We start from the raw sequence: 24,374 nt of genomic DNA, 5'->3' as shown, positions 1-24,374 counted from the left end.
CGTGCCCGCCCCGCAATGATCTCCCGAAAAAATCAGTCACCGCTTCACGAGACGGGCATTGTTATCGCTAACAACCAACCGCTTCGCTGGTGTCGGGCCAGCGGATTCCGCGGTTTCCTCTTCCCTGCACCCATCGGAGTCACCCCATGCCCGGAAACACCGGAAAGCATCGCCTCTCCCGACGGACCAAGATCGCCACCGGTGCCCTCGCGCTCGCCGTGGCCGCCGGCGGAATCGCGCTTTCGACCACGTTCGGCGACCCCGGACAGGCCAGCGCCGACGAGGCCGACCCGGCCCTCTACATCGACATCCTGAAGGTGAAGCCGAACAACGCCGAACCCGCGAACTCCCGCGGCGCGGCCACCGGCACCTTCACCGTGGACTGCGGCCGCAACGAGAACCAGCACTTCAACCCCGACAACTTCGTCGCCCAGCCCGGGATCCGCAACGGCGCCCAGCACCTGCACGACTACGTCGGCAACCTGTCGTCCAACGCGGACTCGAACAACAAGAGCCTCGAAGCCGCCGGGACCACCTGCAAGAACGGGGACAAGTCCGCCTACTTCTGGCCCGTGGTGCGCATCGACACCGCCGACGAAGAGAAGAACCCGCCGGCGCAGTCCCCGGAAGGTGACCGCGACCAGGCAGCCCAGGACGGCGCCAGTCCGCTGATCACCTGCCCGGACGTCGCCAGCAAGCTGCCCGACGTCCCCGACTCGGCGATGGCCGAGGTGAACCGCAACCTGGACCTGCTCGACACGCAGATCGACGAAGCCAACAAGCGGCTGGTCAGCACCCGCGGCCAGGGCGGCCCCAACTTCGTGCAGAACGCCATCCTCGGCCCGCTCAAGGACAAACGCGTCGCCACCATCGACCGCATGGCCATCGCCATCGGCCGCACCGCCGCGCGGCCCCAAGGCCTCGACGCCCTCGCCCCCTGCACGCTGCGGGAGCAGGCCGGCGCCGGCGGCAATCCCGCGAGCAACGGCGGCGGCGCCCCCGCCGGCGCGGCGCAGCAGATCACCTGCCCGGACGTCGCGAGCAAGCTCCCCGCCGTCCCGGCCTCGGCCAAAGCCGAAGTCGACCGCAACCTCCAGCTGCTGAACACCCAGCTCCAGGAGGCGAACAACCGGCTCGCCACCAGCCAGGGCCAGGGCGGCCCCAACTTCGTGCAGAACGCCATCCTCGGCCCGCTCAAGGACAAACGCGTCGCCACCATCGACCGCATGGCCATCGCCATCGGCCGCACCGCCGCGCGGCCCCAAGGCCTCGACGCCCTCGCGCCCTGCACGCTGGGCACCGCGCAGCCCGGGACCGGCGCGGGCAACGCCGGTGGCGCCACGCCGCTGCCCGGTCCGGACGCCAACAACGAACTGCCCGACAACGACGGTCAGATCCAGCGCCCGGCGAAGGTCGGCATCACCTTCCGCGGCAGCCCGGCCGGCAAGGTCACCGCGATGCCGAAGTTCCTGCGCGCCCTCACCGGCGACGCCAAGCCGTCCATCAACGGGACCAAGAACACCCGGGCGGCGTGGACCTGCACCGGCTTCGAAAACCGGCTGACCGACAAGTACCCGATCTGCCCGGAAGGCAGCAAGGTCGAACGGCTCCACACCTTCCCCAGCTGCTGGGACGGCAAGAACACCGACAGCGCCAACCACCGCACGCACATCGTGTTCCCGGACGCCGCCGGGCGGTGCGCCGCCGGGTTCAAGGCGGTGCCGCAGCTGCGGATCACGCTCGTCTACGACATCCCGCACGACATCCAGGTCAAGAAACAGTACAAAGTGGACTCGTTCCCGTCCGAAAAGCACAACCCGCTGTCCGACCACGACGACTTTGCCAACGTGATGTCCCAGAGCATCATGAACCAGGTCGTGAACTGCATCAACCGCGGCAAGACCTGCAACGCCTGACCTGACCGCCGGCCCGGGTGCCCGCCGCCGCGCCATCCCCGCGGCGGGCACCCGCAAGGAGACAGCGATGACCCTCCCGATCGTGGCGGGCTTCCACCCGGACCCGTCGATCTGCCGGGTCGGCGACGCCTACTACCTGGCGAACTCGAGCTTCGAGTACGTGCCCGGCGTCCCGATCCGGCGCAGCACCGACCTCGTCTCCTGGGAGCTCCTCGGGCACGCGCTGACCCGGCCCGATCAGCTGCCGCCGAGCGACGGCGCCGCGAACACCGGCGTCTACGCCCCGACGCTGCGCCACCACGACGGCCGGTTCCACCTCGTCACCACCGACATCCTCGAGGCGCACCGCGGGCACCTGATCGTGACCGCCGAGGATCCGGCCGGTCCGTGGTCCGGCCCCGTGCACGTGGGCGGCACCACCGGCATCGACCCGGACCTCTGCTGGGACGACGCCGGGGTCTGCCACCTCACGTGGGCGTCGTTCGCGCCGGAGCTGCCCGGGATCGCCAGTGTGCCGATCGACCCGGCCACCGGGGCGATGCTCGGCGAGCCGCGGCTGCTGTGGAACGGCACCGGCCTCGCCGCCCCCGAGGGGCCGCACCTGTACCGCGTCGGCGGCTGGTGGTACCTGCTGCTCGCCGAAGGAGGCACCGAACGCGGCCACGCCGTCACCATCGCGCGCGCCCGGACCCTGGCGGGTCCCTTCGAGCCCGCACCCGGCAACCCGATCCTGAGCCACCGCAGCACCACCCACCCGGTGCAGAACACCGGCCACGGCGACCTGGTCGAGTGCGCCGACGGCAGCTGGGCGATGGTCTACCTGGGGGTGCGGCCCCGCGGCAAGACGCCCCAGTTCCACGTCAACGGGCGCGAAACCTTCCTGGCCGGCGTCGATTGGGTGGACGGCTGGCCCGTCGTGGCCGAGGACCGGTTCCCGATCGAGCCCGCCGACCACAGCTTCACGGACGGCTTCGCCACCGCCGCACTGCACCCGCGCTGGGTCGCCCCCGGCGTGGGCCCGGAAACCTTCACCCGCTGGGCCGGGCCGGGCGAACTGGTCCTCACGAAGGGGCGAGCGCTGCTGACCCGCGCGCTCGACGAACAGTGGACGGCGGTGGCGCACCTCGACGTCTCCCGGGGCACCGCGAAGTTCCTCGTGCGCATCGACGACCGGCACTGGTACGGCCTCACCGCCGACGGCGCCACCGTCACGGCCACGCTCGCCATCGGCCCGGCTCGCCACCCGGTCACCACCGTCGCGGCGGGGGCCCTGGTGTCCCTGCGGATCCGCGCGCTCCGGCCACCCGTTTCCGGCCCGTTCAACGAGGCGGCCGAGCCGGATCTGCTGGAGCTGTCGGTGCTCCGGGACGACGGCCGGGCGCGGGTCCTCGGCTCGTTCGACGGACGGTACCTGTCCACGGAGGTCGCGGCCGGCTTCACCGGACGCATGATCGGCGTGGAGGTCCTCGACGGAACCGCGACCCTGCGCGAATTCGGCTACTTGACCGGCAGGTAGGCGGCGACATCGGCGAGGGCGTCCAGGGTGCCGTGGTCGACGTGACCGGTGGCGGTGTCGGCCTCGGCGACGACCATGCCGTAGCCCTCCGGACGGGACTTGTAGTGCAGCCCGGTCATCCGCACCCCGGCGACCCCGAGGACGGCGGCGATTTCCAGCGGCCGCACGTCACCGCTGCCCTGCACCGCCTCGACCTTCTCGAAGGCCTTCGCCTGCTTCTTCGAGCGGAACCCCACCCGCACCACCGAGATCACGGCGGCGTTGCCGTGGCCGTCCCCGACCGCCAGCAGCATCCGGTCCAGCGACGTGCACGGCGTCCTGGTCAGGAAGTCGCGCACCTGGTCCGTCGCGGCGGCGACACAGTCGCCTTCCCGCTGCAGGCGCCGCACCGCACGCTTGAGTTCCTTGAACTTGAGCTTGCTCCACGCTTCTTTCGACTTCCCCCGCTTGGCCGACTCCCGCCCCTCGGCGCGCCGCGTCTCGAGAGAACGCCCGGGCAGGGAATCGACGACATCACCGGCGGTGTTCCCGGCCAAGACCTCCGGCGCGGCCCCGGCACCGCCGGCCCCACCGAACGCCCCGACCCCACCAGCGCCCCCGGCGACCGCCAGCGCAGCCACGGCGGCGACCACCACCCCTTTGCCCCGGCCACCGTCGCGGATGAAGATCCGACGGCCGTCCTTCGTGATCCAGTGACCCTTTTCCGCCATCCGAGCTCCCCTCGTCGTCCGGCCGGACACGCCGCTACCGAACTCCTACGCTCGCCCCGGTGGGAAAGTTGCCCGCCAAACCGCACTGCGCGGCAACTGTCACGGATCTGTCCAGTGCTCACACGACGATGACCGAAAGCGACGGCCGTGGAGGTCGCCGTGCTCCACTGGCGAGGGCGGGGACACCCGCCGGGAACCAAGCCGGGCCGTTGGCCGACTATCTATTCGTGAACTGCTCAGATATCCGCGAGTCGCTGTCGGCGCGGATCGACGGCGAGACCGCCGCACTGCCGGAAGCTGTGCTGGACCGGCACGTCGAGGGCTGCCCGGACTGCCGGAGCTGGCAGGAGCAGGCCCTCCGCCTGCGCCGCACGATGCTCGTCCGGGAAGCGCCGGTGGTGCCGGATCTGAGCGCCCGCATCCTGGCGGACGTTCCGGCGCCACGCGCCGAGAAGTGGGGCGTCCGGATCGCGCTGGCCGTTGTCGCGTTCGCGCAGAGCGGGCTGGGACTCGCCGAACTGCTCGGCGAAGGCGACGCACACGCCGGTCACGGCGCGCTGGTCGCGGCCACGCACCTGAGCAACGAAAGCGCGGCGTGGAACGTCGCCGTCGGCATCGGCCTGCTCTGGGCCGCGTTACGCCCGCGGGCCGCGGGTGGACTGCTCCCCGCGTTCGGCGGGTTCGTCCTGGTGCTGGGGGTCATGTCCGCGATCGACGCGTCCGGCGGCCAGGTCACCGTCGGACGGCTGCTGTCGCACTCCCTCGTCGTCGCCGGGGTCGGCCTGCTGTTCGCCGTCCACCGGCAGGTCCGCCGCACGCCGGTCCCCGGGCCCGACCTCAGGACGGCGATCCACACCGGGGACGACGTCGAACTGCCGGGCGCGGGTCCGGTGGCGGCGCCGAAGCCGGGTCGCCGCGGCTACCCGCAACGCCCGGCCAGCCGGCGCCACGCCGCCTAGGCGAGTTCCCGCACCAGCTGGGTGTTCGCGCCGACCTCGGTGGCCACGGCCGGCGTGACGACGTTCCTGCCCGCCGGACGCTCCTTCGAGACCGGGGCGATCGACACCGTCCTCGTCGTCCCGGCTACGTCCGCAGGACGCGCTGATCGGGCACGGCCTGGGCGATCGTGCGCAGAACGCCGATCGGGTCTTCGCCCATGGCGTGCAGGCCGACGTGGTTCGCCCCCGCCGCCAGCTCCGCGTGGATGCCGGCCGCGATGGCCGCGGCGTCGCCGTGGAGCACCAGCGCGTCGATCAACCGGTCGCTGAAAGGTTCGGTGAGGTCCTGGTCGGTGTAGCCGATCCGCCGGAGGTTGCCGGCGTAGTTGGCGATCCCGAGCAGCGGGCCCACCGCGGCCCGGCCGGTCGCGCGGGCCCGTTCGACGTCGGTGGCCAGCAGCACGCCGTGTCCGGGCACCACCAACTTGTCCGCGCCGACGATTTCCCGGGCGCGCCGGGTGTGTTCCGGCGTCACCTGCAGCGTGACCGTGCCCGCTGCGCGGTCGGCGGCCAGCCGGAGCATGGTGGGCCCGAGTGCGGCCAGCAGCAGCCGGTCGGCGGGCACACCGGCCGCGGTCAGGGTGTCCAGGTAGGTCGTGATCTTCGCGACCGGGGACGTGTACCCGGCGTCGATTTCCCGATGGCCGGCGCCGATGCCGAGGACGAGCCGATCGGGGTGCTTCGCCGCGATCCGGTGATAGGAATCCGCGACGGTCCCCGCGTTGGCCTGCCAAGCGTTGATCACGCTGGTACCGACGACGATCCGGCTGGTGGCGTCGAGCAGGCGCTCCGCCGGGAGGAGATCGGCGGCCGGCGACGCGGCCAGCCAAACCGCGCCGTATCCGGCGTCTTCCAGCGCGACGGCCTGCGCCGCAGTCGCGTCGGCGGCGGTCAGGTAGGCGCCGAGGAGTCCCAGATCGATGGTCATGGTCATGAGTTCAGCACCGGTCGGCGAGGCGAGCCAGATTCAACCGGCCCGTGCTGCGATAAGCTCGCCTTATCGTCGAGACCGGACCGGGCGGAGGCCATGGAGCTGCGGGCGCTGCGCTATTTCGTCACCGTCGCCGACGAACTGCACTTCGGCCGGGCCGCCGAGCGGTTGCACATCGCGCAGCCCGCCGTCAGCCAGCAGATCGCCCGGCTGGAACGGGAACTCGGGGTCCGGCTGCTCGACCGGTCACCCCGGCTCGTCCGGCTCACCGCAGCCGGACAACGGGTGCTCGACGCGGCACGCCGGACACTCGCCGCGGCCGCGGAGGTCCAGGTCGCGGCCGGGCAGGTCACGACGACCGTGCGCATCGGCACCGCCGCCGGCCTGACCGCCCGCCTGGAACGCGGCATCGACGCCCTCCGCGAGCGCGCGCCCGAGTTCGACGTGGTGCTGGTCGATCTGCCGATCGAAGCCCGGCTCAACGCGCTGCGGCAGGGTGACCTCGACCTGGCGCTGACTCGTGGCGTGCGCTCCGTGCCCGGGCTGACGGTGCTGCCGACCTGGACCGAACGCCTGTTCGCGGTGGTGTCCCAACGCCATCCGGCCGCGGACCGCCCGGCCGTCGGCCTGGCCGAACTGGCCGGCGACACGCTGCGCGTTCCCGCCCGTGAACACGACGTGTCGCTGCACGACGCCGTGGTCCTGGCGTTGCACGAAACCGGGCTGTGCCCGAAGGCGGGCCGGCCGACCGGCACACTCCAGGACACGATCGTCGAGGTCGGCTCGGATCCGCGGAGCTGGACCGTGCTCCCCGCCGACCAGGTCGCCGAGATCCGCTCGACCCGCGTCCGGTTCCTTCCGCTCGACCCGGCGATCACGATCGTCGGCAGCGTCGTCGTCGCCGCCGACAAGGCGAGCAGTGCAGCCGAGTGCGTCGTGGCCACGTTCCGCGACGACGCGACGAGCTGAGCCGGCTGCCGCCACGCACCCACCTGCCGAAAGAAATCCGGCTCGGTGTCGGATCCCGGGTGAGCCGTTCGTGGAGGAGGTGAGCGGCCGCCACGAGGGCACCGCCAGGATCGCAGGAGACGAGATGTCGCACCCGGAGGCCGTAGCCCGCCGCATGTACGACCTGATCGAGCCCATCGGCCTCGTGCCCTACTTCGCCGACGAGTCGGACGAGGCCCTGCTGGCTTTGGGCCTGCGCAACCCGTGGGACGCCTACTTCGCGGGACGGGCCGCGCCTTTCGGCCCCGGGGTGCCGGCCGAGGTCGTCCACGCCGTCTTCTACAGCTTCGCCCCCGGCGAGGTGGCCCACCACCTCCCGAAGGTCTGGGACCTGACCACGCCCGAAGCAGCAATCGCCGCCCGCGAACGAGGATGCGTCGCGGGGATGCGGCGCATCCTCGGCGAACTCGCCGACGGCCCCGGCGTCGCGAGCGCCGGCGACCTCCTGCTGAAAGCGGCGACCAGCGCACCGGTAGAGGGCCGCGCCCTCTACGCCGCTCTGCGCGCGCTCCCGGTACCGCAGGAGCCCGTGGCGCGGCTGTGGCACGCGGCCACCCTGCTCCGCGAGCACCGCGGCGACGGCCACACCGTCGCGTTGCTGACCGAGGGTGTCGGCGGGACGGAAGCCCACGTGCTGCACGCCTTGTCCGTCGACATGCCCGCGAAGGAGTTCGGCCGGCTCGGCCACCTCCCCGCCGCGCAACTGACCGCGGTCATCGACGGCATGCGCGCCCGCGGCCTGGTCGGGGCCGACGGCTGGCTCACCGCCGACGGTCGCGCCACGAAAGAACGAGTCGAGGCGCTGACCGACCGGCTCGCGGAGGCGCCCTACAACGCGCTGAGCCCCAGCGAACTCGACCGCCTCGTCACCGACCTCGAACCGATCTCGGCTGCCCTCCGGACGGTCTTCCCGTCGTAGCGGTCGACGACGCCTTCGTCTCGCCGCGTTCGTTGATCACCTCGATCGTTGCCGACCGTAGCGATCCGCGCGCGCATGCGGCTGACCGGTCGTCTCGGCCGATGAGCGGTTGGCTACCAGCCGGGTGGCAGGCCGGTGGTCGCCGGCGTCAGTTCCTCGAAGGTGCCGGCTTTCACTGCCACGTCCAGCCGGGTCTCGTACTCCCACAGGGTGAGCACGCCGCCGGCCATCGCGCGGGCCAACCGGTCGAGCACGACCTGGCGGTGGGCCGGGGTGATCAGGTCGTCGGAGTGGGGGTCCGGTTTGCGGTCACGCAGGGGCTCATCGACCGGCAACGGGAGGTCGACCACCAGCTTCGCCAGCTCGCGGGTCGTCGTCGCCGACCAGACGGCGATGGTCCGGGCCGCGTGCTCGCCCGGACCGAGTCGTTCCGCGACCAACGCCTGTTCGAGGTACTTGGCGATCCGGGCCCGGTCGACGTCGAGCGCCGGCGGGTCGCCGACCGCGGGCTCGGCCACGACAGGCTCGACCACCACCGCCGGCTCGACTGCGGGCTCTGCAGCCCGGTTGCCGCCGTGGCTGTACGGCCGGCCGGCCTGACGGCGGCCGTCCAACGCGCCGCGCAGGATGTCGAGGCTCTCGCCCGAGGCCGCGCGTTCGAGGAAGCTGTCGAACTCCGCCCTGCTCAGCCTGCCGCGGCCTCTGACCAGGAGGGCTTCCTGCACGAACGCGAGCCGCTCGAGACCCACCGCCATCGCGGGATCGTTCCGCCGGTGCCTCAAGTGCGGTTCGATGTCGAGGAACAACACGAGCAGATCGGCCGCGGTTCGCGCCTTGGCCGCAAAGACGGTCCGCCACTTGCGGTCGGCGCCGCTCAACGACTCGTTCTGGACTGCGATGTCCAGCAGGGCGACCGCGAACTCGCGCTCGAGGTCGCCGACGGGCGTGGTGCCGGGCACCGTGTCCCACCTCGGCGCGGGCAGGTCGGCCACCACCGCCGGCAGGTCGTGATAGCCCGCTTTCGCCACCGCCTGACGGAGATCCTCGTAGCGGTTCTGGTCCAGCCAACCACAGGCCAACGCGTAGTCCACCACGGCCAACGCATGGTTCCGCCGGGGACCCCTACGTACCTGAGGACTCCACCACCCGACCAACGATCTTCGCATCCTCCCGGCACGCCCAGCGACCCCCGGGCCGAACACTCCGGCCACGAGTCTGACGGCAGCGCCGCCACAGATCAACACCTTGCCATTGGCCGCCCCGCTTGTGCTGGAAGTCGCGCTCGCTGACGTCGTTCGAGATCGCGTAGCCCGCGATCACCGCCGCCGCGTCCTGCGGGCTGTCCAGCGCCGGGAGGTCCGCCAGGGCGTGGCGTAACCGCGAAAGGCCGCCGCCCGCCAGGAAGTCACCGTCGATCTCACTCGTCACGGGCCGCAGGTCGCGTGCCTGGCCGGCCTGGGCCAGGACCACAGGCACCGCTGATCCGGAGTCGCCCACTCGCAGCAGTCGCATGCCGTTCCTCATTCTGTCGAAGCGGTTCTGGTTCAGGGAGCGGGCGCGCCGGCCGCGAGCAGTCCTTCGTCGCGCAGATCCGCCCACAGCTCAGCGGGAGAATCCGGCCAGCGCGGGCTGTTCCAGCAGGGTGTAGCGGCCCGCGAGCATGACGACGTCCACAGTGTCCGAGCCGGACTCGCGCACGGCTGCTCCCAGTGGTCGTCCGGGTCGTGCAGGTAGACCACGTCCACCCGGTCGAGACCGAGGCTTTCGAGCGAGGACTCCAGGCTGCGCAGCACGCCGGCCGCGCTGAAGTCCCATACCCGGCGATGGGTCGCGGGGACCGCGAAGCCGCCGTCGTCCTGCCGTCCCGCTCCGGCCGGATCGGGCACCAGCAGCCGTCCCACCCTTGGTGGACAACACGAATTCCGAACGCGGACGGTCCGCCAGCGCGGCGCCGAGCCGTCGTTCCGCCAGGCCCAGTCCGTAGTGCGGAGCGGTGCCCAGCCCCAGCCGGGACAACGGGTTCTGGCCGGTGGTCATCGTTCCTCGTCTCGGGCGCAACCGGTGCTCGAACCCGCGCCGCCGGGGCTAACGGTCCAGGCGGCCGGGGTCGCCGGCCGCGCTGCGGCGCACGAGCCAGGCTTCGGTGATGTGGTCGAACATGGCTTCGGCGGCGCCGGCCGGGTCGCGTGCTGCGATCCGTTCGCAGATGCGGCGGTGGCCTTGGTTGGACGCCACGCACTGTGCGCGTTCGCTGGTGCCCATGTAGCGGGCGGTGTTGATCACCTGGCTCTCCAGCGCGCGCACGACGCCCCTGGCGATGCGGTTGCCCGAGACCTGCATGATCGTGTCGTGGAAGGCGATGTCCTGGTCGCGATAGGCGAGCGGGTCGTCCACGAGCTGGTCCATGAGGTCCACGAGCGCGCGCAGCCGGTCGACGGCGTCCTGGCCGGCGGTACGGGCGGCAACCAGGGCCATGTCCGATTCGAGCAGCCGGCGGGTGACCACCAGGTCGTCCAGGACGGCCAGGGTCTCGTCCTCGGCGATGACGGCCCCGAGAACGAGCTGGTCGAGCATGTTCCACCTCGATGGCGGGTTGATCACCGTGCCCGCGCCCTGACGCACTTGGACCAGGCCCTTCTCCTGAAGGCTTTTCACCGCTTCGCGGATGACGGTCCGGCTGACCGAGAAGGTCTCGCCGAGAGTGGGCTCGGCCGGCAACGACGTCCCGGGCGGATGAACCCCGCCCACGATGCGCCCCACGAGCTCGGCGGTGACCGCCCTCGCGAGGTTCGCCGGCCGGCGCGCCCACTCCGGGGCGGCGGGAGCGCTCGCGCTGGGTCGCTGGCCTGATGCCGTCATCGTTCCTCCGGTCGTGCTCGCGGCGACGTGCGACGAGCGTGCTGAGAGTGTACGGGAGCTGACCGTTGACGTCATACGTCATACGAGTTACGTTTCTGCCCACTCAGTCGGGCCCGTCCGTCGCCCGGCCACCGTCTGCAGAAGTGAGCAGCAATGAAGCAGCGCACACTATGGTCCGCCGCCCTGGTCGTGGGACTGGCGTTGACCGCGGGTTGCGGGAGCGCCGCAGGGCCGGGTTCCCCCTCCGGCAACGCCAGCGGCAAGCTCGTGGTCTGGGACTGGAAGTCCGGTGACGCGAAGGCAGCCGGCTACGTGGCGAAGGCCAAGGCCGAGTTCGCCAAGCAGCATCCCGATGTCGCCGTCGAGTTCGTGGCCCAGCCCTACGACCAGTACTACACCCTGCTCGGGGCCGCGATCCAGTCCGGGAAGGGACCCGACGTCATCCTGTTCAACGGAGGCGGGAAGATCCGCGACCGGGCCGACGCGCTGGCCCCGCTGGACTCCTACGTCGCCGACGACAAGCAGCGGCTGGCCGGCTGGGACGCCTTCACCCAAGCCGGGAAGATCTACGCCGAACCGGTGACGCTGCAAGGTCATCCCTTCTACTACAACAAGTCGCTCTACGAGAAAGCCGGGCTGAACCCGGACGCTCCGGGCCGGACCTGGGACGACTTCGTCCGCGACTGCGGCGTCATCACGCAGAAGACGGGCGCGAAGTGTTTCGCGCTGGGCAACAAGGAAGGCAACGGCATCCAGTTCTTCCTGTCGGCCATGGGATCGGCCGTCCTCACGCCGCAGGAGTACGACGACTGGATCGCCGGGAAGCGGAACTGGTCCTCGCCGGACGTCAAGCGGATCTTCGAACTCTGGAAGCAGACCAACGACGCCGGCCTGAACAACGAGGGGGCCAACTCCACCGCGATGTTCAACGACTCGTTCGCGGTCTTCCAGTCCGCCAAGGCGGCCAACATCATCGGCCTGATGTCCGACATCGGGCACTGGAAGGACTTCGCCGAGTTCCTCGGCGCGGACAAGGTCGGCGTCATGGACGCTCCCGTGGTCAACCCCGCGGCGCAGCCGAGCCTCCCGTACGACGGCGGCATCGGCTACGGGGTCGCGAAGTGGACCAAGGACCCGAAGCTGGCCGCGGACCTGGTGCGGTCGCTGTCTTCGAGCGACGCTTTGAAGGCTTTCTACGCCGACGGTGGCGCGATCGCGGCGGACACCTCGATCGACGTCTCCGCGGGCGGCCCGGCCGTCAAGGCGATCGTGTCGGAGGTCAAGACCGGCAAGCCCGCCCTGCACGTCGCCCTGTCCTCCAAGACGGTCGACCTGATGGGACGCCTCTCCCAGCAACTGCTCAGCGGATCGATCACCGTGGACGAGGCGCTGCGGCAACTCGCCGCCTCCGACAAGACGACGGGCTGATCGGCGTGGCTGGAGGGCCTTTGTCACGGCGCGGCCGTTCCGGGGTGCGGGCCGAGCGTTTCGCGCCGTTGGTCCTCGTGGCGCCGGCTGTGCTGATCATCGCCGCGCTCCGGCTGTGGCCGCTGTTGCTGGGGGTCAACTTCTCCTTCACCGGTGACGGCGACCGCAACGGCGCTTCGGTGGGCTTCGACAACTACGTGACCCTGTTCGGCGATCCGCTGTTCCGCACCACGTTGCGCAACGTCGGCCTGCTCGTGCTGCTGCTCCCAGTGGCGGTGGTGATCCCCGGCCTGCTCGCCACGTTCATCTACCTGAAGGTGCCGGGGAACCGGATCTACCGCGGCGTCTACTTCTTCCCCGCCGTGCTTTCCCCGGTGATCGTCGGGGCGATCTTCAACCTGCTGCTCGCCTTCGACGGTCCGCTCAACACGCTCCTCGGCAGTGTGGGTCTCGGGCCGGTGGACTGGCTCGGCGATCCGGACGTGGCGATCTTCGCGGTCGTCGGGGTGCACATCTGGGCGACGTTCGGCATGGCGCTGGTCGTCTTCCTGGCCGGCTTTTCCACCCTCGACGCCTCGCTGCTGGACGCCGCCGAGGTCGACGGCGCGTCCTTTCCGCAGACCGTCCGGCACGTGATCATCCCCAGCCTGTCCCGCACGATCCAGTTCGTCTTCGTGACCACGATGATCGGCATGCTGACGTCGATGTTCGGCCTGCTGTACGTGATGACCGGCGGCGGGCCCGAGGGATCCACCTACCTGCCCGAGTACTACATCTGGATCCAGCAGGGACAGCTGAACCAGCCCGCGCTCGCCTCCGCGGCGTCGACCGCCCTGTTCCTGATCATGCTCGTGGTGGGACTGGCGCAGATCGGCATCCTGCGACGCGCCACCGGCAAGGAGGACTGATGTCCGGCACCCGGTTGACGAAGTGGGTCGTCGCCGTCCCGATGGCCGCGCTCGCGTTGGCCACCATCTATCCCCTGGTGTTCACCGCCAACGTCGCCATGAAGACCCGCCGCGACTACACCCTCGACCGCTTCTCCCTGGCCGACGCGCTGCGCTGGGACAACATCGTCAAGGCGTGGACGAGCGTCGGGATGTCGAAGTACTTCCTGAACTCGGTGATCGTCGTCGCCTGCTCGGTCGTGCTGCTGTTGCTGCTCGGGTCGATGGCGGGCTTCGCGCTCGGCCGGCTGCGCTTCCGCGGCTCGTCCACGCTGTTCCTGGGTATCCTCGCCGCGCTGTTCATCCCGTTCCAGGTGATCATGGTTCCGCTGGCGCGGGTCATGGCCGGCACCGGCCTCATCGACACCTACCCCGGGCTGATCCTCGCGTACGTGGCGCAGTTCCTGCCGTTCACGATCTTCCTCATGACCAGTTACTACTCGACCGTGCCGGCGGAGATCGTCGATGCCGCGCGCATCGACGGGAACAGCGTGTACGGGGTCTACTGGCGGATCATGCTGCCGATGGGCGCCCCGGCGCTGCTGTCGGTCGGCGTGCTCAACGCTCTCTTCTGCTGGAACGACGTGCTCATCTCGTTGCTGATGATGCCGTCCGCCGAACACCGCACGCTGATGGTCGGGGTCACCGCGTTGCGCGGGCAGTACTCCGACGACATCCCCACGTTCGCCTCCGGTGTGCTGATCGCCGCGATACCCGTCCTGGTCGTTTACCTGTTCCTCCAACGCCAGATCGCCGACGGGGTCACCGCCGGGTCCACGAAGGGCTGACATGCGCATCACGGGTTACCGGACACTGACGGCCGTCCATGACTGGGGCCGGCCGATCGGCGACGCCAACGGCGTCCACGCCGACGGTGTCCTGGGGGTGCCGATCATCATCGTCGAGACCGATGTCGGCGTCACCGGGGTCGGGCTCGGGTCGCACGTGGAGGCCGAGACCGTCTTCGCCGCCATCGAAGGCGAGGATCCGCGCTGTGTCACCGCCCTCTACGACCGGATGCTGCGCCGGACGTTCAAGGCGGGCCACGCGGGCGCGGTGTTCGGCACCATCGGCGCCCTCGACACCGCGCTGTGGGACATCAAGGCGCAGCTGGCGGGGGAACCGCTCTGGCGGCTGCTCGGCGGACGCGACCGCCGCGTGCCCGCCTACGCCTCGGGTCTGGACATCGCCCTGGACGACGGCGAACTCGTCGCGCTGTACCAGGCCTACGCCGAGCGCGGACTGCGCGCGGCGAAACTCAAGGGCGGCCTCGACATCGAGCGTGACCGGCACCGCCTCACGCTGGTCCGCGACGTCCTGACCGAGGCGGGCCAAGGGAAACGCCCGGGCCTGATGCTCGACGTCAACGAGACCTGGACGCGCAAACAGGCCGTCCGCCACGTTCACGAGCTCGAACAGACGCTGGACCTGACCTGGATCGAGGAACCCGTCCGGCGATGGGACGCGCACGGGCACCTCGCCGTCGGCCAGGGAATCCGCGCCTCCGTCGCCACCGGGGAGAACCTCACCGGGCTCGAGCAGCACCGCCCGCTCATCGCGGCCGGCGCGGTCGACATCGTCCAGACGGCCGCGGTCTGGGGCATCACCCACTTCCTGCGGGTTGCCGCCCTGGCCCACGCCCACGACCTGCCCGTCAGCCCCATCGGCACCTCGCCGGTCGGTCTGCTGCACGCCGCGACTTCGGTGCCCAACCACCTGGTCAGCGAACTCCAGGACCTCACACCACCGCTGGGCGTCACCCTGGACCTGCACATCGCGGACGGGTCCTACATCCTCGGCGACGGTCCTGGCCTGGGCATCCACCTCGACGAGGAGGCGATCGCCACCGCAAGTCCGCTGGTGCCCTCACCGTCGTCCGGCGGTTCGCACATCCGCCCCGAACGCGCGGGCCATCGCCTGCACGCGGCCGAACCGAACGCCGAAAGCGCCGCGATCAACGCCTAGAGGAGACCGGCATGGACAGTCCCCAGCGCTACGGCATGGTGATCCGGCTGCGCCCGGAGCGACGCGACGAGTACCTGCGGCTGCACTCGGCGGTCTGGCCCGGCGCCGAACAGGCGATGCTCGACGCGAACATGCGCAACTTCACGATCTTCCGGCACGGCGACCTGCTGTTCGGCTACTACGAGTACATCGGCGACGACCACGACGCCGACCAGGCCCGCATCGCCGCCGACCCGGAGTCGCAGCGCTGGTGGACGTTGACCGACCCGTGCCAGGAACCCATGGCGCCGGCCGGTTCCGGTCTCCGTTGGGCGCCGATGCAGGAGGTATCGCCATCCGGGTCGAGCACCCGGTCACCGTGGGTCAGCCGCACCTCGCCGGCCCGCGCGAGCTCGCGTGCCGATTCCCGGGCCTGTGGCAGCAGCGGACGCCACTCGTCCGCCAGCGCCCTGGCCGCGTCGGAAGGACAGGTGCTGCTGCCTTCGCCTCGCGCGGAAGCCAAGGCGATGATCGCGGCCCGCAGCCGATCGGGCAGCGGCCCGGCGCCCAAAGCCGCCCGGGAATGAGCCGAACCCGGTCCACCGCTCTCCCGGATCCGCTCCAGTTCTCGTCGTGGCCCTGGGCGATCGGTCATCCCGCCAGGGTCGCACCGATCGCACCATCTCGCCGCGTAGGCAAATCGGTGCAGCCCGCCGCTTGATCAGTATTCGAGGCACCTGACCCATCGCCACCGCGCCCCAGCCTCGTCGCCGTCTCCGCCGAAATTACGCCACACCGCCGAACAGAGAAACTTTTCGGGCTCCAGGACCGATACAGGTGGCTGCACCACCTACGTCCAGGAGGCTCAGAGTCAAATGACACCCAGAAGTGACCGTTGGGCCAGGTTCGGCAAGTGGGGCGCGGTGGTCGCATTCGTTACCACCGCGGTGGTCGTCGCAGCCAACTTGGACGGCGCTCTGTCTTTCGTCGAACGCTTCACCGGCACCAGCGAGTCATCCGAAACCACACCCCGTCAATCGGCAGGACAGCCGAGCACGGCAGACCTTATTGCGTCAAACTCATCAACGCCTGCACCTCGCGAGGAAGCTCCCAGCACGATATCCAACCCCACTTCCCCCGAGGTTGCAAAGTCACCACCCGCGCCGGCGGCCGCAACGGCCGGTGCAAGACCGACGCGGGCAGGCGCGCTCGTGATCACCATCAAAATGGGCACAGGCGGCAAGGTCGGCCCATCAGAATACCGAACAGGAGCCACCCCAGGCGCAAATGTCAACGTGTACGACGATGCCGGCCAGCTCAGTTCGGGATGCTACCCCTCCTGGACACTTCTACGCGCCGGATCCGCGGTTCACAAGGGACGCAACGGCAGGTGCACCTCCGGCGGCATCACGATGTTCAACTTCGGTGAGTCCCTTGACACGCCCGGCAGCTACCGGCTCCAGGTGGACATCGTCACCGATGCCGGACAGAGTGGCGGTGCCTCCGCCGACTTCACCGTGCGGTGATCACGGGGTCACCACCCGCCCGGTTCGTCGGCTGCAGCCGTAGGCGAGGTCGGTGAAGACCCGGATCAAGTTCCAGTAGGATCGGGGCTCCTTTTCGCGGGAGCGGCAATCGCGGCGAGGTGAGTCGCGGTATTGGCGTTCAAGTGATCTTGGGAGTTCGATGACCGGCGGTGCGTCCCCCGATCCGGCTGACGGCGGTGGCAGTTCTTCGAGGAACGTCCAGTGGGGAAATACCGATCAGGTCGTCCAGGCACGCGACATCCATGGCGACGTCCACATCGGCCGGCGCCAGGCACGGTTGTTGCCGTGGCTGGTCGGCGGGCTGGTGGTTGCCCTCACGGCAACGGGTGTCGTCTGGCTGTGGCCATCCGGTTCCACGGCCGGCGACCGGCCGGACCAGGCGCCATCCGCCTTGCGGGTGACCGCGGATCTCTCGGCCAACGACCACGCGCCATGGGGTTACGCAAGTGAAGATCCCGGCTTTCCCGGCGCCGGCCTGGCCGCGAGGCTGTCCCGGCCGATGGCGGCCACGGAGGATCAGGCCCTCGCGCTCGACGTTCGGCTGACCGGCGCCGCAAGCTTGGAGCACCAGGCCATCAGGCTGCACTTGGAGGGCCCGAGGGCGGGACAGGTCGTCGTCACCGACATCAGGGTCGTGATCCGCAAGAAGACACCTCCGTTGAACGGCGGTCTCGTGCGAGTTCCACCGCAAGGAGCGGAGTATTCGGCGCAGACGCTGCTCGACCTGGACGACCGATTTCCGGTTCTGCAGGAGGCGGTGCAGAACAAGAACACAGACCGGAACTATCCCGCAGGCCCGTACTTCCCGTCCCACACGATCAAGCTCACCGACGGCGAGACCAGTGAAGTGGTCGTGACCGCGTTGGCGTCCAAGAGCGCCTACGACTACGTTCTCGCCGTGGTCTACCAGGTTGGCACGGAGATCAAGCAGACGATCATCGACAATGCCGGGAAACCTTTTCGAGTGACCGGGTTCTCCTGCGCCGGAAGCCACGTGGCGTCGTACCGGACCGCCTACGAGCTCGAGCCAGATTTCAGTGTCAGCCCGCAACCGGATCCACAGCACCTGAAAATCTTGCCAGGGTGCTGACACCGATCACTGGGGACGTCATGCGAAGAACAGCGTGGTACGCGGCGGGAGCCGTACTCCTCTTGTTGCTGATCGCCGGGGCGGTCTGGCTTGTGCTCGGCAGGACGGACACCCCAGCGGACGAACCCGACCTCGCGGAAAACCCTGTGCCATCCCAGATCACGCCGACGTGCGGTCCGGTCACGGCCGTCGACCGGACGGGTCGACCCCTGGAAGTTGAGACCCTCGGCCTTGTGCGCGTCGTGCACGAAGCGGCCTGCCACCACGACTACGAGACGCTGGCCGACCTGATGGACCATCCTTTCGGAACGCGAACCGCGGACGAGGCCATCGCCGAGTTGCGCGCAAACGACGGCGCCTCGCTGACGATCCTCACCCAGACGCTCGAGGCCGCCGCCATCGCCGGCCAAGGCGGCCTCATCTATTGCCACCCGCACGGCGCGATCGCGATCTTCGCGCGGGGCACATCCGAGCACCAGTGGAAATTCACTGATTTCAGCCTCACCGCCGATAGCCCGGCAGCGTCGACCTGCTTCGAATCCGGCGTCAGGTAGACCTTGTCGCCGCTCCGCACCACTCTGTCCCGCCTGTGCCGCCCCAGAGGCACGTTCTGCTTCTCCCCCGCCGCACCGCCGGGAACCGTCGCCGGACTGGACATCACCGCCGATGCCACTGGCCCGGCGCTGTTCGCGACGGTGCGGCGCGTTGACGAGCCGGGGTGATCCCCGCAGTCGGCTTCGTGTTCGTCGCCGACGCGGCCTCGATCGTCAGTCGAGGCCTTCGATGATGCGGAAGTCGCGCTCGAAGCCGTCGGGGAGTTCGGCCAGCGCCTCCTGGTAGGCCGCACTCTCGTATGCGGCGACCGCCTGTTCGAAGCTGTCGAACTCGACCAGGACGACGCGCTCGGCGATTCCGGCTTCGTGTGCGACGACCCGGCTGCCGCCGCGGGCGAACGTCCGCCCGCCTGCGGCCTTGACGGCCAGACCGGCCAGTTTGTTGTAGGCAGCCAGCTTCTCAGGGTCAGTGATGGTGGGGTAGACGCTGACCCAGTAGCCCTTGGGCATGGAACCTCCAGTGTTGGAATGAATGCATCTGACTTACAGGGTGGTCTCGGACGAGCGTCGGCGGGCGAGAGCAAGGCTGGCCAGCGTCGTGATCGCCATGGCACCGATGCCGACCAGCGCCGCGGTCGTGTAAGCGTCGTCGTTCGGGAAAAGGCGGCCCGTGGCGGTGCCCGCGGCGAGGACCAGGCCGCCGATGGCGCTGCCCAGGGAGTACCCGACGCTGCGGACGACGTAGTTGAAGCTCATGGCGCTCGACGTCTCGCTCTTGGGGGTGACGGCCAGGATGACGCCGGGCATGGCGGCCGAGAAGCTGCCGACGCCGAAGCCCAGCACGCCCATGGCCGCGAGCAGTTCGGCCAGGTTGGACCGGGCGGTGGCGAACAGGACGAACCCGCCGCCGACGATGGCGGCGCTGCCGGCCAGGAGCAGGGGGCCGTCGATCCGCGTCCGGACCCGCGGCGTGAGCTTGCCGGCGACGAACCCCAGCACGGAGAACGGGATGAGGACCAGCCCCGCCACGAAGGTGGTCAGTCCGAAGCCGTAGCCGGCGCTGTGCGGCGTCTGCGCGTAGCGGGTGATGAGCGTGAGCAGGAGGTACATGCCGCTCCCGCCGACGAACATGGCGATGTTCGCCCCGGCGACCGCCGGGTGCCGTACCGCCCGGACGTCGACCAGGGGCGTCTTGGTCCGCAGTTCGGAAATGGTCCAGACGCAAAGCAGGAGTACGGCGGCGACGGCCAGGGTCACCGCCACGGCGAGGTGCCGGCTCCACAGGCTCCTCTCGCCGGCCAGGAACAGGACGAGGAACAGTCCACCCGCCAGGACGAGCGCACCGGCCACGTTCACGTGAGCGGAGCGGCCTTGCGGAGCAGCGGGCATGGAGCGCCACGCGGTCACGAAGGCGATGGCGGTGACGAGCAGGCCGAGGCCGTAGGCGGCCCGCAGTCCGCCGAACTCGGCGAACAGCGCGGCCAGCGGGTAGCCGACGCCGGCTCCGATGATGGAGACCACTGAGATCAGGGCGATCGTGGCCGCGCTGCGCTCCTCGGGGAGGTGGTCGCGGGCCACGCCCATCATCAGCGCCGTGAGACCGAGTCCGACGCCTTGGGCCGCTCTGCCCACGAGCAGCCAGGCGAACGGCAGCGGCAGCACGGTGAGCGCGCTGCCGGCGACGACGATCGCCAGCGTGGCGAGAATCGTGGCCCGCCGGTGCGGACCGGCTCCGAGCCGGCCGAGGACGGGTGTGGCGACGGCGCCGCTGAGCAGGGCGATGGTCAGCGTCCACTGCGCGCTGTCGAGGGAGACGTGGAACGTGGTCGCCACGCTGGTGATGAGCGGCGTCCCGAGGCTGGCGACCGCCGCCACGACCAGGGCGATGAACATCAGAGCGGGGACCAGCAGACGTGCCTCGGAACGCATCAAGGCAGTGCTCATGGGCTGGTCGTGAGCCTGGCCCGCGGTCACCGGTCCGGCTCCTCGCGGGCGTGGCTTTCGAGCTCCGCCAGGTGCAGCAGCGCCGGAAGGGCTGCTGCCAAGGCCTCGACCTCGTCACCCGTGAGTTCGCCGATCAACCGCGCGTACGCGTCGACGCCCGCCTGGCGTCGCGTCCGGACGTACGACGCGCCGGCCTCGGTCAGGCACACCAGCGTCACCCGCTTGTCGGACGGATCACCCTTCCGCTCGACCAGCCCGGATTCCTCCATCACCCGGACCAGGACGGTCATCGCGGGCTGGGTGACGCCCTCGGCCACCGCCAGATCGGTGATCCGTCGGGGGCCGGTCTTGTCCAGGGTGGCCAAGGTGGCGGCGGACGTCAGGCTCATGTCGCGGGGGAGGCGTCTCACGGCCCTGGTGGCCAAACCGTAGAGGGCCGACCCGATGGCCTCGGAAGCGCCGTGCGCGGCGTCTCGGCGACTCACGCCTGAAGCATAGCAGATTTATATGAATCCTTTATGCATCTCCGGACCGGGGTTCGGCGACAGCCGGTACCCGACGCGGTCTGAGCCCGGCGCCGCCGAGATCATCGCCGCCGAACTGTCGTCCATTTTGGACGAAGCGGCGCGCGCGGAGCTGCTCGACGAGCCGGAAGAGTGTTCGAAGCGGAGCAGGCCGGCCTCGTCGCCGTCGTCGAGCGAGCGGCCGCGCTCGACCTGAGCACGCTCGCCTCCTGGCTGGCCGCGTCGCTCAGCTCGTCGTCGTTCGCCCTCACCAACCAGTTCAGCCTCTGGTGGCGCACGCACCAGTCGGCCTTGGCGGCCGCCGAGCGCGCCGGTGACCGGGCCGCGGAAGCCCGGCTGCTCGGCGGTCTCGGCTGGCTGCGCTACGAACAGGACCGCCTCGACGAATCGGCCGTTTACTACGAGCGGGCCCTCGCGTGCTGGGTCACCGCAGGCGACCTGCGCGAGGACCCGGCTCGAGCTCAGCCGCGTCCACCGCGAACGCGGCGACCTCGCCGGCGCGACCGAGCTGATCGAAGGCACCATCCCGGTGCTGCGCGTCATGGGCGACCCGATCCTGCTCGCCCGTGCCCACCACACCGCGGCCTTGACCCACACCGAACGCGGCGACCTTTCGGCCGCTTGGAGCGCCGGTGACCAGGCGCGGCGAAGGAACTCCTCGAGCACGCGCTGCAGTGGTGGGACGCGCTGAGCCTGCTCCTGTGGCGGGCGCGGACGCTGCGCGACCTGTCCGTCGCCCACGCGACGGCCGGGGACCCGGCGGCGGCCGACGCAGCGTGGGCGGAGGCGTCGGCGATCTTTCGGCCGCCACGGCAGCCGCGAGGCGGCCGAGCCGCGGCCGCCCGTGGTGCCGTCTCAAAACCGGCTCACAGGTTCTCCGGAGACCCCCGCCGCACGCTGACCACCATGACCAGACCCCCGCCCGGCGACGTCTCTTCACGATCGCCGTCACCCTGTTCGCGGCCCAGTTCGCCGGCGGTGTCGCCCAGGCTGCGCCACCCCCATCGGAGCCCCCCCGCGGTGATCGCCGACGCCGCGCGGGACGGCGAGGCCGCGCGGGTCGCCGTCACGGCCGGCAGCCAGGAGGACTTCATCAACGCCGCCGGGCCCGCCGCCCAGCGCGGCCAGACCGACTACGGCGTGCCTGCGTCGGTCACGGTGGCGCAGGCCATCCAGGAATCCGCCTGGGGCACGGCGGCACCGAACAACAACCACTTCGGCATCAAGTGCGCGGGCGGCAACGCCGGCCCCATCGCCACCGGGTGCGCGCGGTTGAAGACATTCGAATGCAACCCGGACGGCACCTGCTACGAGACCTACGCCGACTTCCGGACCTACGCGTCCATGGAGGACTCGTTCCGCGACCACGGCCGGTTCCTCCGCGAGAATTCGCGCTACGCCAACGCATTCAACGACACCGGCGAGCCGGACCAGTTCATCCGCGAAGTCCATCGGGCCGGCTACGCCACCGACGTCAACTACTCGAACACGATCATCAACCTGATGGTCACCTACAACCTCTACCGCTTCACCACCGCCACCGCGCTCGCGCCCGCCCCGGGCGCCCAGGGCACGTACAACGGCCTGACGGCCTCCGTCGAAATGTTCACCCGCGACACCGACGGGCTGCTCGCACACACCTACCTGAGCCCCGACGGCCGGTCGGGCGCCTGGAGCACGCACGGCGACTGGCACATCGTCGGCAAGCCCGTCTCCGTGTACAACCCCAACTCCGGTGCCGTCGAGGTCTACGGCCGGGACGTGAGCGGCCTGCTCATCCACAACTACCTCGACCGCGACGGCCGCACGGGCGTGTGGTCGACCATCGGCGACTGGCCCATCACCGGCACCCCGACACCGATCTACCACCAGTCCCGGCGATCGATCGAGGTCTACGCCCGCGACACCCTGGGTCTGCTGATCCACACCTGTCTGGGCCCGGACCTCCAGCACGGTCCGTGGTCGGTGGTCGACTCGGACCACCACATCACCGACTGAGGATCGCCCGAGCCGCGTGGCCGGGTTCGGCGTACCGAACCCGGCCACGCCTCCACAGCAGCCTTGACGACTTCGTCCAAGAGGTGGCCGAAAGCGCGCGACGATTCCGACGTCCGTCGCGCCGGACATTCCCACCGCACAGTAGGTCGTACTGGAGCTGGTCTTGCAGAATTCGAGCCTTCCCTCGGCTTGATCGAGAAGCTCACCCCAGGTCACGACCCAAACCCAGCCAGATGGCTCCCGCCCCGGTTGCGGCTTGACAACCGCATAGGGTCGCCGCCCGACCGTAGACGCAAAGAAGACCCAGGTCGATGACCTGGGCCTCTGCTCCCCCGCTTGGACTCGAACCAAGAACCCTCCGGTTAACAGCCGAATGCTCTGCCAGTTGAGCTACAGGGGAATGTGGCTCACTTCCGGTGCCGGTCTCTCCGACCGACGAGAAGAACTTTAACCCATGCCCCCGAAGGCCTTCACACCACCCCCCACTTAGCGCAACCGTCCCCGCGGGGCCCGTTTTCCTGGACAATGGACAGTCGGACGACCTAACGACGGAAGGCGTGGACGCGGATGAAGAAGTTCCTGCTGGGGGCAGGCCTGGGGTACGTACTGGGCGCCAAGGCAGGCCGGGGGCGGTACGAGCAGCTCGTGCGCACCTACCGCCGGGTCGTCGACCATCCGATGGTGCAGGGCGCCGCCGGGGTTGCTCGGGCCAAGATCGGGGAGAAGCTCAAGCGCTGACCTGGGCCACGAAGAACACCCTGCGGAACTCGAACCAGGTGGTCCCGTCGCCCCGAGCCGGGTAGGCGGACGCCAGCCGGGGGGCCAGTTCCGCGCGGAACCGGTCCCACTCGAGGTCGGACAGGGCCGCGCGGATCGGGCGCAACGCCGTGCCGGTGATCCACTCCAGCACCGGGTGCGGCCCGTGCAGCGGCTGGACGTACGTCGTCTCCCAGGCGTCGACCGCGCAGCCCGCGTCGGCCAGGAGGTTCGCGTACTCGAGCGGGCTCGACACCGCGTCGTCCTCGCGCAGCACCACGTCGGCCAGCCGGGACGCCCACGCCGGGGACGTCGCCAGTTCGCGCGTCAGCACGTGTGACGGCGCGTGGAAGTTTCCCGGGACCTGGACGGCGACAACAGCACCCGGTGGCAGTTCCGCAACCCACCGGCGCAGGAGCGAGCCGTGGTCCGGGACCCACTGGAGGACCGCGTTCGACACCACGACGTCCGTGTCGGGCGCCGGCGTCCAGTCGCGGACGTCGAACACCGTGGCGTCGAGGCCGCGGGCGCGCGCGGCTGCCACCATTTCGGGTGAACTGTCGCCGCACTCCAGCACGGCCGAGGGCCAGCGTTGCCGAAGAGAAACCGTCAGATTGCCGGGACCGCAGCCGAGGTCCACGACCCGGCGCGGGGAAGAAGCGCCGATCCGGGAGATCAAGTCGTAGAACGGCCGGGCCCGCAGGTCGGCGTAGTCGAGGTACTTCGCGGGATTCCACACGGTCGCCTCCCGGTAACAGTACGCCTGTACTGAGTACGAGCGTACT

Annotated in this window: 25 protein-coding genes, 1 tRNA gene and 2 pseudogenes; 15 read left to right on the top strand and 13 right to left on the bottom strand. The window is 70.1% G+C overall.

The annotated features are described in order from the left end of the window. The first annotated feature begins 146 nt into the window (after positions 1–146). Both AB0M80_RS15630 and AB0M80_RS15625 read left to right on the top strand, forming a co-directional pair. Positions 147–1,916, top strand: coding sequence for a DUF1996 domain-containing protein (locus tag AB0M80_RS15630; RefSeq protein WP_364564411.1), 1,770 nt, complete (start codon positions 147–149; stop codon positions 1,914–1,916). Between the two features lie 67 nt (positions 1,917–1,983). Then, positions 1,984–3,432 carry a glycoside hydrolase family 43 protein gene (locus tag AB0M80_RS15625; RefSeq protein WP_364564409.1) on the top strand — a complete coding sequence of 483 codons (1,449 nt, stop codon included), beginning with the start codon at positions 1,984–1,986 and terminating at the stop codon, positions 3,430–3,432. Here AB0M80_RS15625 and AB0M80_RS15620 read toward each other — a convergent pair. After that, complete coding sequence (locus tag AB0M80_RS15620) at positions 3,414–4,142, bottom strand: hypothetical protein (protein WP_364564407.1); 729 nt, start codon at positions 4,140–4,142, stop codon at positions 3,414–3,416. The two genes, AB0M80_RS15625 and AB0M80_RS15620, sit on opposite strands and share 19 nt — an antisense overlap. 227 nt (positions 4,143–4,369) lie before the next feature. Here AB0M80_RS15620 and AB0M80_RS15615 point away from each other — a divergent pair, with 227 nt between their 5' ends. Beyond that, the gene (locus tag AB0M80_RS15615) at positions 4,370–5,101 is read left to right on the top strand and encodes a zf-HC2 domain-containing protein (RefSeq protein WP_364564404.1); all 732 of its coding nucleotides are present in this window, start codon (positions 4,370–4,372) and stop codon (positions 5,099–5,101) included. Positions 5,102–5,225: 124 nt separating this feature from the next. Here AB0M80_RS15615 and AB0M80_RS15610 read toward each other — a convergent pair whose 3' ends face one another. Continuing rightward, positions 5,226–6,068, bottom strand: a complete 843-nt coding sequence (locus tag AB0M80_RS15610; protein ID WP_364564401.1) for a TIGR03620 family F420-dependent LLM class oxidoreductase — start codon at positions 6,066–6,068, stop codon at positions 5,226–5,228. A 99-nt stretch (positions 6,069–6,167) separates the two neighbouring features. On the opposite strand from AB0M80_RS15610, the gene AB0M80_RS15605 reads away from it, so the two are divergent. Continuing rightward, on the top strand, positions 6,168–7,040 hold the full coding sequence (locus tag AB0M80_RS15605; RefSeq protein ID WP_364564399.1) for a LysR family transcriptional regulator: 873 nt from the start codon (positions 6,168–6,170) through the stop codon (positions 7,038–7,040). A gap of 124 nt (positions 7,041–7,164) precedes the next feature. Next, entirely contained in the window at positions 7,165–7,998 is an 834-nt protein-coding gene (locus AB0M80_RS15600; RefSeq protein ID WP_364564396.1) for a MarR family transcriptional regulator, read from the top strand. A gap of 113 nt (positions 7,999–8,111) precedes the next feature. Here the strand turns inward: AB0M80_RS15600 and AB0M80_RS15595 are convergent, their stop codons facing one another. The 4 genes and pseudogenes from AB0M80_RS15595 to AB0M80_RS15580 form a co-directional block, all read right to left on the bottom strand. After that, complete coding sequence (locus AB0M80_RS15595; protein ID WP_364564394.1) at positions 8,112–9,089, bottom strand: DUF1707 domain-containing protein; 978 nt, start codon at positions 9,087–9,089, stop codon at positions 8,112–8,114. Positions 9,090–9,120: 31 nt separating this feature from the next. Next, on the bottom strand, positions 9,121–9,510 hold the full coding sequence (locus AB0M80_RS15590) for a fumarylacetoacetate hydrolase family protein (RefSeq protein ID WP_364564391.1): 390 nt from the start codon (positions 9,508–9,510) through the stop codon (positions 9,121–9,123). A 108-nt stretch (positions 9,511–9,618) separates the two neighbouring features. Continuing rightward, positions 9,619–9,993: pseudogene (locus AB0M80_RS15585) on the bottom strand (aldo/keto reductase); the annotation flags it as partial. 90 nt (positions 9,994–10,083) lie between these two features. Continuing rightward, positions 10,084–10,857, bottom strand: coding sequence for a FadR/GntR family transcriptional regulator (locus tag AB0M80_RS15580; RefSeq protein WP_364564388.1), 774 nt, complete (start codon positions 10,855–10,857; stop codon positions 10,084–10,086). A gap of 153 nt (positions 10,858–11,010) precedes the next feature. Here AB0M80_RS15580 and AB0M80_RS15575 point away from each other — a divergent pair, with 153 nt between their 5' ends. From AB0M80_RS15575 to AB0M80_RS15555, 5 genes and pseudogenes are all read left to right on the top strand, one after another. Then, positions 11,011–12,285: an extracellular solute-binding protein gene (locus AB0M80_RS15575; RefSeq protein WP_364564386.1), complete on the top strand. Its 1,275-nt coding sequence runs from the start codon at positions 11,011–11,013 to the stop codon at positions 12,283–12,285. Between the two features lie 44 nt (positions 12,286–12,329). Further along, the gene (locus AB0M80_RS15570; protein WP_364564384.1) at positions 12,330–13,193 is read left to right on the top strand and encodes a sugar ABC transporter permease; all 864 of its coding nucleotides are present in this window, start codon (positions 12,330–12,332) and stop codon (positions 13,191–13,193) included. Next, complete coding sequence (locus AB0M80_RS15565) at positions 13,193–14,020, top strand: carbohydrate ABC transporter permease (RefSeq protein WP_364564382.1); 828 nt, start codon at positions 13,193–13,195, stop codon at positions 14,018–14,020. Before AB0M80_RS15570 ends, AB0M80_RS15565 begins: the two co-directional genes overlap by 1 nt. 1 nt (position 14,021) lies before the next feature. Beyond that, positions 14,022–15,197 (top strand): mandelate racemase/muconate lactonizing enzyme family protein, encoded by a 1,176-nt coding sequence (locus AB0M80_RS15560; RefSeq protein ID WP_364564380.1) that lies wholly within the window; start codon positions 14,022–14,024, stop codon positions 15,195–15,197. Between the two features lie 11 nt (positions 15,198–15,208). Beyond that, a pseudogene (locus AB0M80_RS15555) lies at positions 15,209–15,466 on the top strand (L-rhamnose mutarotase); the annotation flags it as partial. On the opposite strand, the gene AB0M80_RS15550 reads toward AB0M80_RS15555, so the two are convergent. Further along, entirely contained in the window at positions 15,376–15,831 is a 456-nt protein-coding gene (locus tag AB0M80_RS15550; protein WP_364564782.1) for a DUF3253 domain-containing protein, read from the bottom strand. The pseudogene AB0M80_RS15555 and the gene AB0M80_RS15550 overlap by 91 nt on opposite strands. 556 nt (positions 15,832–16,387) lie before the next feature. On the opposite strand from AB0M80_RS15550, the gene AB0M80_RS15545 reads away from it, so the two are divergent. The 3 genes from AB0M80_RS15545 to AB0M80_RS15535 all read left to right on the top strand — a co-directional run bounded on the left by AB0M80_RS15545 (position 16,388) and on the right by AB0M80_RS15535 (position 18,367). Beyond that, positions 16,388–16,702 carry a hypothetical protein gene (locus AB0M80_RS15545; protein ID WP_364564377.1) on the top strand — a complete coding sequence of 105 codons (315 nt, stop codon included), beginning with the start codon at positions 16,388–16,390 and terminating at the stop codon, positions 16,700–16,702. A 160-nt stretch (positions 16,703–16,862) separates the two neighbouring features. Beyond that, positions 16,863–17,813, top strand: coding sequence for a hypothetical protein (locus AB0M80_RS15540; RefSeq protein WP_364564374.1), 951 nt, complete (start codon positions 16,863–16,865; stop codon positions 17,811–17,813). Positions 17,814–17,875: 62 nt separating this feature from the next. Continuing rightward, the gene (locus tag AB0M80_RS15535) at positions 17,876–18,367 is read left to right on the top strand and encodes a hypothetical protein (RefSeq protein ID WP_364564371.1); all 492 of its coding nucleotides are present in this window, start codon (positions 17,876–17,878) and stop codon (positions 18,365–18,367) included. A gap of 213 nt (positions 18,368–18,580) precedes the next feature. On the opposite strand, the gene AB0M80_RS15530 is transcribed toward AB0M80_RS15535, so the two are convergent. Genes AB0M80_RS15530 through AB0M80_RS15515 form a run of 4 tightly spaced genes read right to left on the bottom strand, consistent with a single transcriptional unit; the run spans position 18,581 to position 21,378 of the window. Then, the gene (locus AB0M80_RS15530; protein ID WP_364564368.1) at positions 18,581–18,877 is read right to left on the bottom strand and encodes a DUF1330 domain-containing protein; all 297 of its coding nucleotides are present in this window, start codon (positions 18,875–18,877) and stop codon (positions 18,581–18,583) included. A 33-nt stretch (positions 18,878–18,910) separates the two neighbouring features. Next, complete coding sequence (locus AB0M80_RS15525; RefSeq protein WP_364564365.1) at positions 18,911–20,311, bottom strand: MFS transporter; 1,401 nt, start codon at positions 20,309–20,311, stop codon at positions 18,911–18,913. A 26-nt stretch (positions 20,312–20,337) separates the two neighbouring features. Next, positions 20,338–20,796: a MarR family transcriptional regulator gene (locus AB0M80_RS15520; protein WP_364564362.1), complete on the bottom strand. Its 459-nt coding sequence runs from the start codon at positions 20,794–20,796 to the stop codon at positions 20,338–20,340. Between the two features lie 18 nt (positions 20,797–20,814). Then, positions 20,815–21,378, bottom strand: coding sequence for a hypothetical protein (locus AB0M80_RS15515; RefSeq protein ID WP_364564359.1), 564 nt, complete (start codon positions 21,376–21,378; stop codon positions 20,815–20,817). Between the two features lie 477 nt (positions 21,379–21,855). Between AB0M80_RS15515 and AB0M80_RS15510 the strand changes: the two genes are divergently transcribed. After that, entirely contained in the window at positions 21,856–22,833 is a 978-nt protein-coding gene (locus AB0M80_RS15510) for a glucosaminidase domain-containing protein (protein ID WP_364564356.1), read from the top strand. Positions 22,834–23,160: 327 nt separating this feature from the next. Here AB0M80_RS15510 and AB0M80_RS15505 read toward each other — a convergent pair. Next, a tRNA-Asn gene (locus AB0M80_RS15505) sits at positions 23,161–23,233 on the bottom strand. Between the two features lie 167 nt (positions 23,234–23,400). On the opposite strand from AB0M80_RS15505, the gene AB0M80_RS15500 reads away from it, so the two are divergent. Then, on the top strand, positions 23,401–23,571 hold the full coding sequence (locus AB0M80_RS15500) for a hypothetical protein (RefSeq protein ID WP_003097798.1): 171 nt from the start codon (positions 23,401–23,403) through the stop codon (positions 23,569–23,571). Here AB0M80_RS15500 and AB0M80_RS15495 read toward each other — a convergent pair. Beyond that, positions 23,561–24,328, bottom strand: a complete 768-nt coding sequence (locus AB0M80_RS15495) for a trans-aconitate 2-methyltransferase (RefSeq protein WP_364564353.1) — start codon at positions 24,326–24,328, stop codon at positions 23,561–23,563. The genes AB0M80_RS15500 and AB0M80_RS15495 overlap by 11 nt on opposite strands. Positions 24,329–24,374: the final 46 nt, after the last annotated feature.

The sequence above is a fragment of the Amycolatopsis sp. NPDC051045 genome (assembly GCF_040682955.1).
Taxonomy (GTDB): Bacteria; Actinomycetota; Actinomycetes; order Mycobacteriales; family Pseudonocardiaceae; genus Amycolatopsis.
This window is presented reverse-complemented; position numbering and strand designations above follow the sequence as displayed.

Bases quoted from the DNA above. Each gene is read 5' to 3' on its own strand.
- AB0M80_RS15540 (WP_364564374.1), top strand. From the start codon at position 16,863: ATGACCGGCGGTGCGTCCCCCGATCCGGCTGACGGCGGTGGCAGTTCT.
- AB0M80_RS15500 (WP_003097798.1), top strand. From the start codon at position 23,401: ATGAAGAAGTTCCTGCTGGGGGCAGGCCTGGGGTACGTACTGGGCGCC.
- AB0M80_RS15630 (WP_364564411.1), top strand. From the start codon at position 147: ATGCCCGGAAACACCGGAAAGCATCGCCTCTCCCGACGGACCAAGATC.
- AB0M80_RS15610 (WP_364564401.1), bottom strand. From the start codon at position 6,068: ATGACCATCGATCTGGGACTCCTCGGCGCCTACCTGACCGCCGCCGAC.
- AB0M80_RS15530 (WP_364564368.1), bottom strand. From the start codon at position 18,877: ATGCCCAAGGGCTACTGGGTCAGCGTCTACCCCACCATCACTGACCCT.
- AB0M80_RS15565 (WP_364564382.1), top strand. From the start codon at position 13,193: ATGTCCGGCACCCGGTTGACGAAGTGGGTCGTCGCCGTCCCGATGGCC.
- AB0M80_RS15560 (WP_364564380.1), top strand. From the start codon at position 14,022: ATGCGCATCACGGGTTACCGGACACTGACGGCCGTCCATGACTGGGGC.
- AB0M80_RS15625 (WP_364564409.1), top strand. From the start codon at position 1,984: ATGACCCTCCCGATCGTGGCGGGCTTCCACCCGGACCCGTCGATCTGC.
- AB0M80_RS15605 (WP_364564399.1), top strand. From the start codon at position 6,168: ATGGAGCTGCGGGCGCTGCGCTATTTCGTCACCGTCGCCGACGAACTG.
- AB0M80_RS15590 (WP_364564391.1), bottom strand. From the start codon at position 9,510: ATGCGACTGCTGCGAGTGGGCGACTCCGGATCAGCGGTGCCTGTGGTC.
- AB0M80_RS15620 (WP_364564407.1), bottom strand. From the start codon at position 4,142: ATGGCGGAAAAGGGTCACTGGATCACGAAGGACGGCCGTCGGATCTTC.
- AB0M80_RS15525 (WP_364564365.1), bottom strand. From the start codon at position 20,311: ATGAGCACTGCCTTGATGCGTTCCGAGGCACGTCTGCTGGTCCCCGCT.
- AB0M80_RS15580 (WP_364564388.1), bottom strand. From the start codon at position 10,857: ATGACGGCATCAGGCCAGCGACCCAGCGCGAGCGCTCCCGCCGCCCCG.
- AB0M80_RS15575 (WP_364564386.1), top strand. From the start codon at position 11,011: ATGAAGCAGCGCACACTATGGTCCGCCGCCCTGGTCGTGGGACTGGCG.
- AB0M80_RS15550 (WP_364564782.1), bottom strand. From the start codon at position 15,831: ATGACCGATCGCCCAGGGCCACGACGAGAACTGGAGCGGATCCGGGAG.
- AB0M80_RS15600 (WP_364564396.1), top strand. From the start codon at position 7,165: ATGTCGCACCCGGAGGCCGTAGCCCGCCGCATGTACGACCTGATCGAG.
- AB0M80_RS15515 (WP_364564359.1), bottom strand. From the start codon at position 21,378: ATGACGCGCAGCACCGGGATGGTGCCTTCGATCAGCTCGGTCGCGCCG.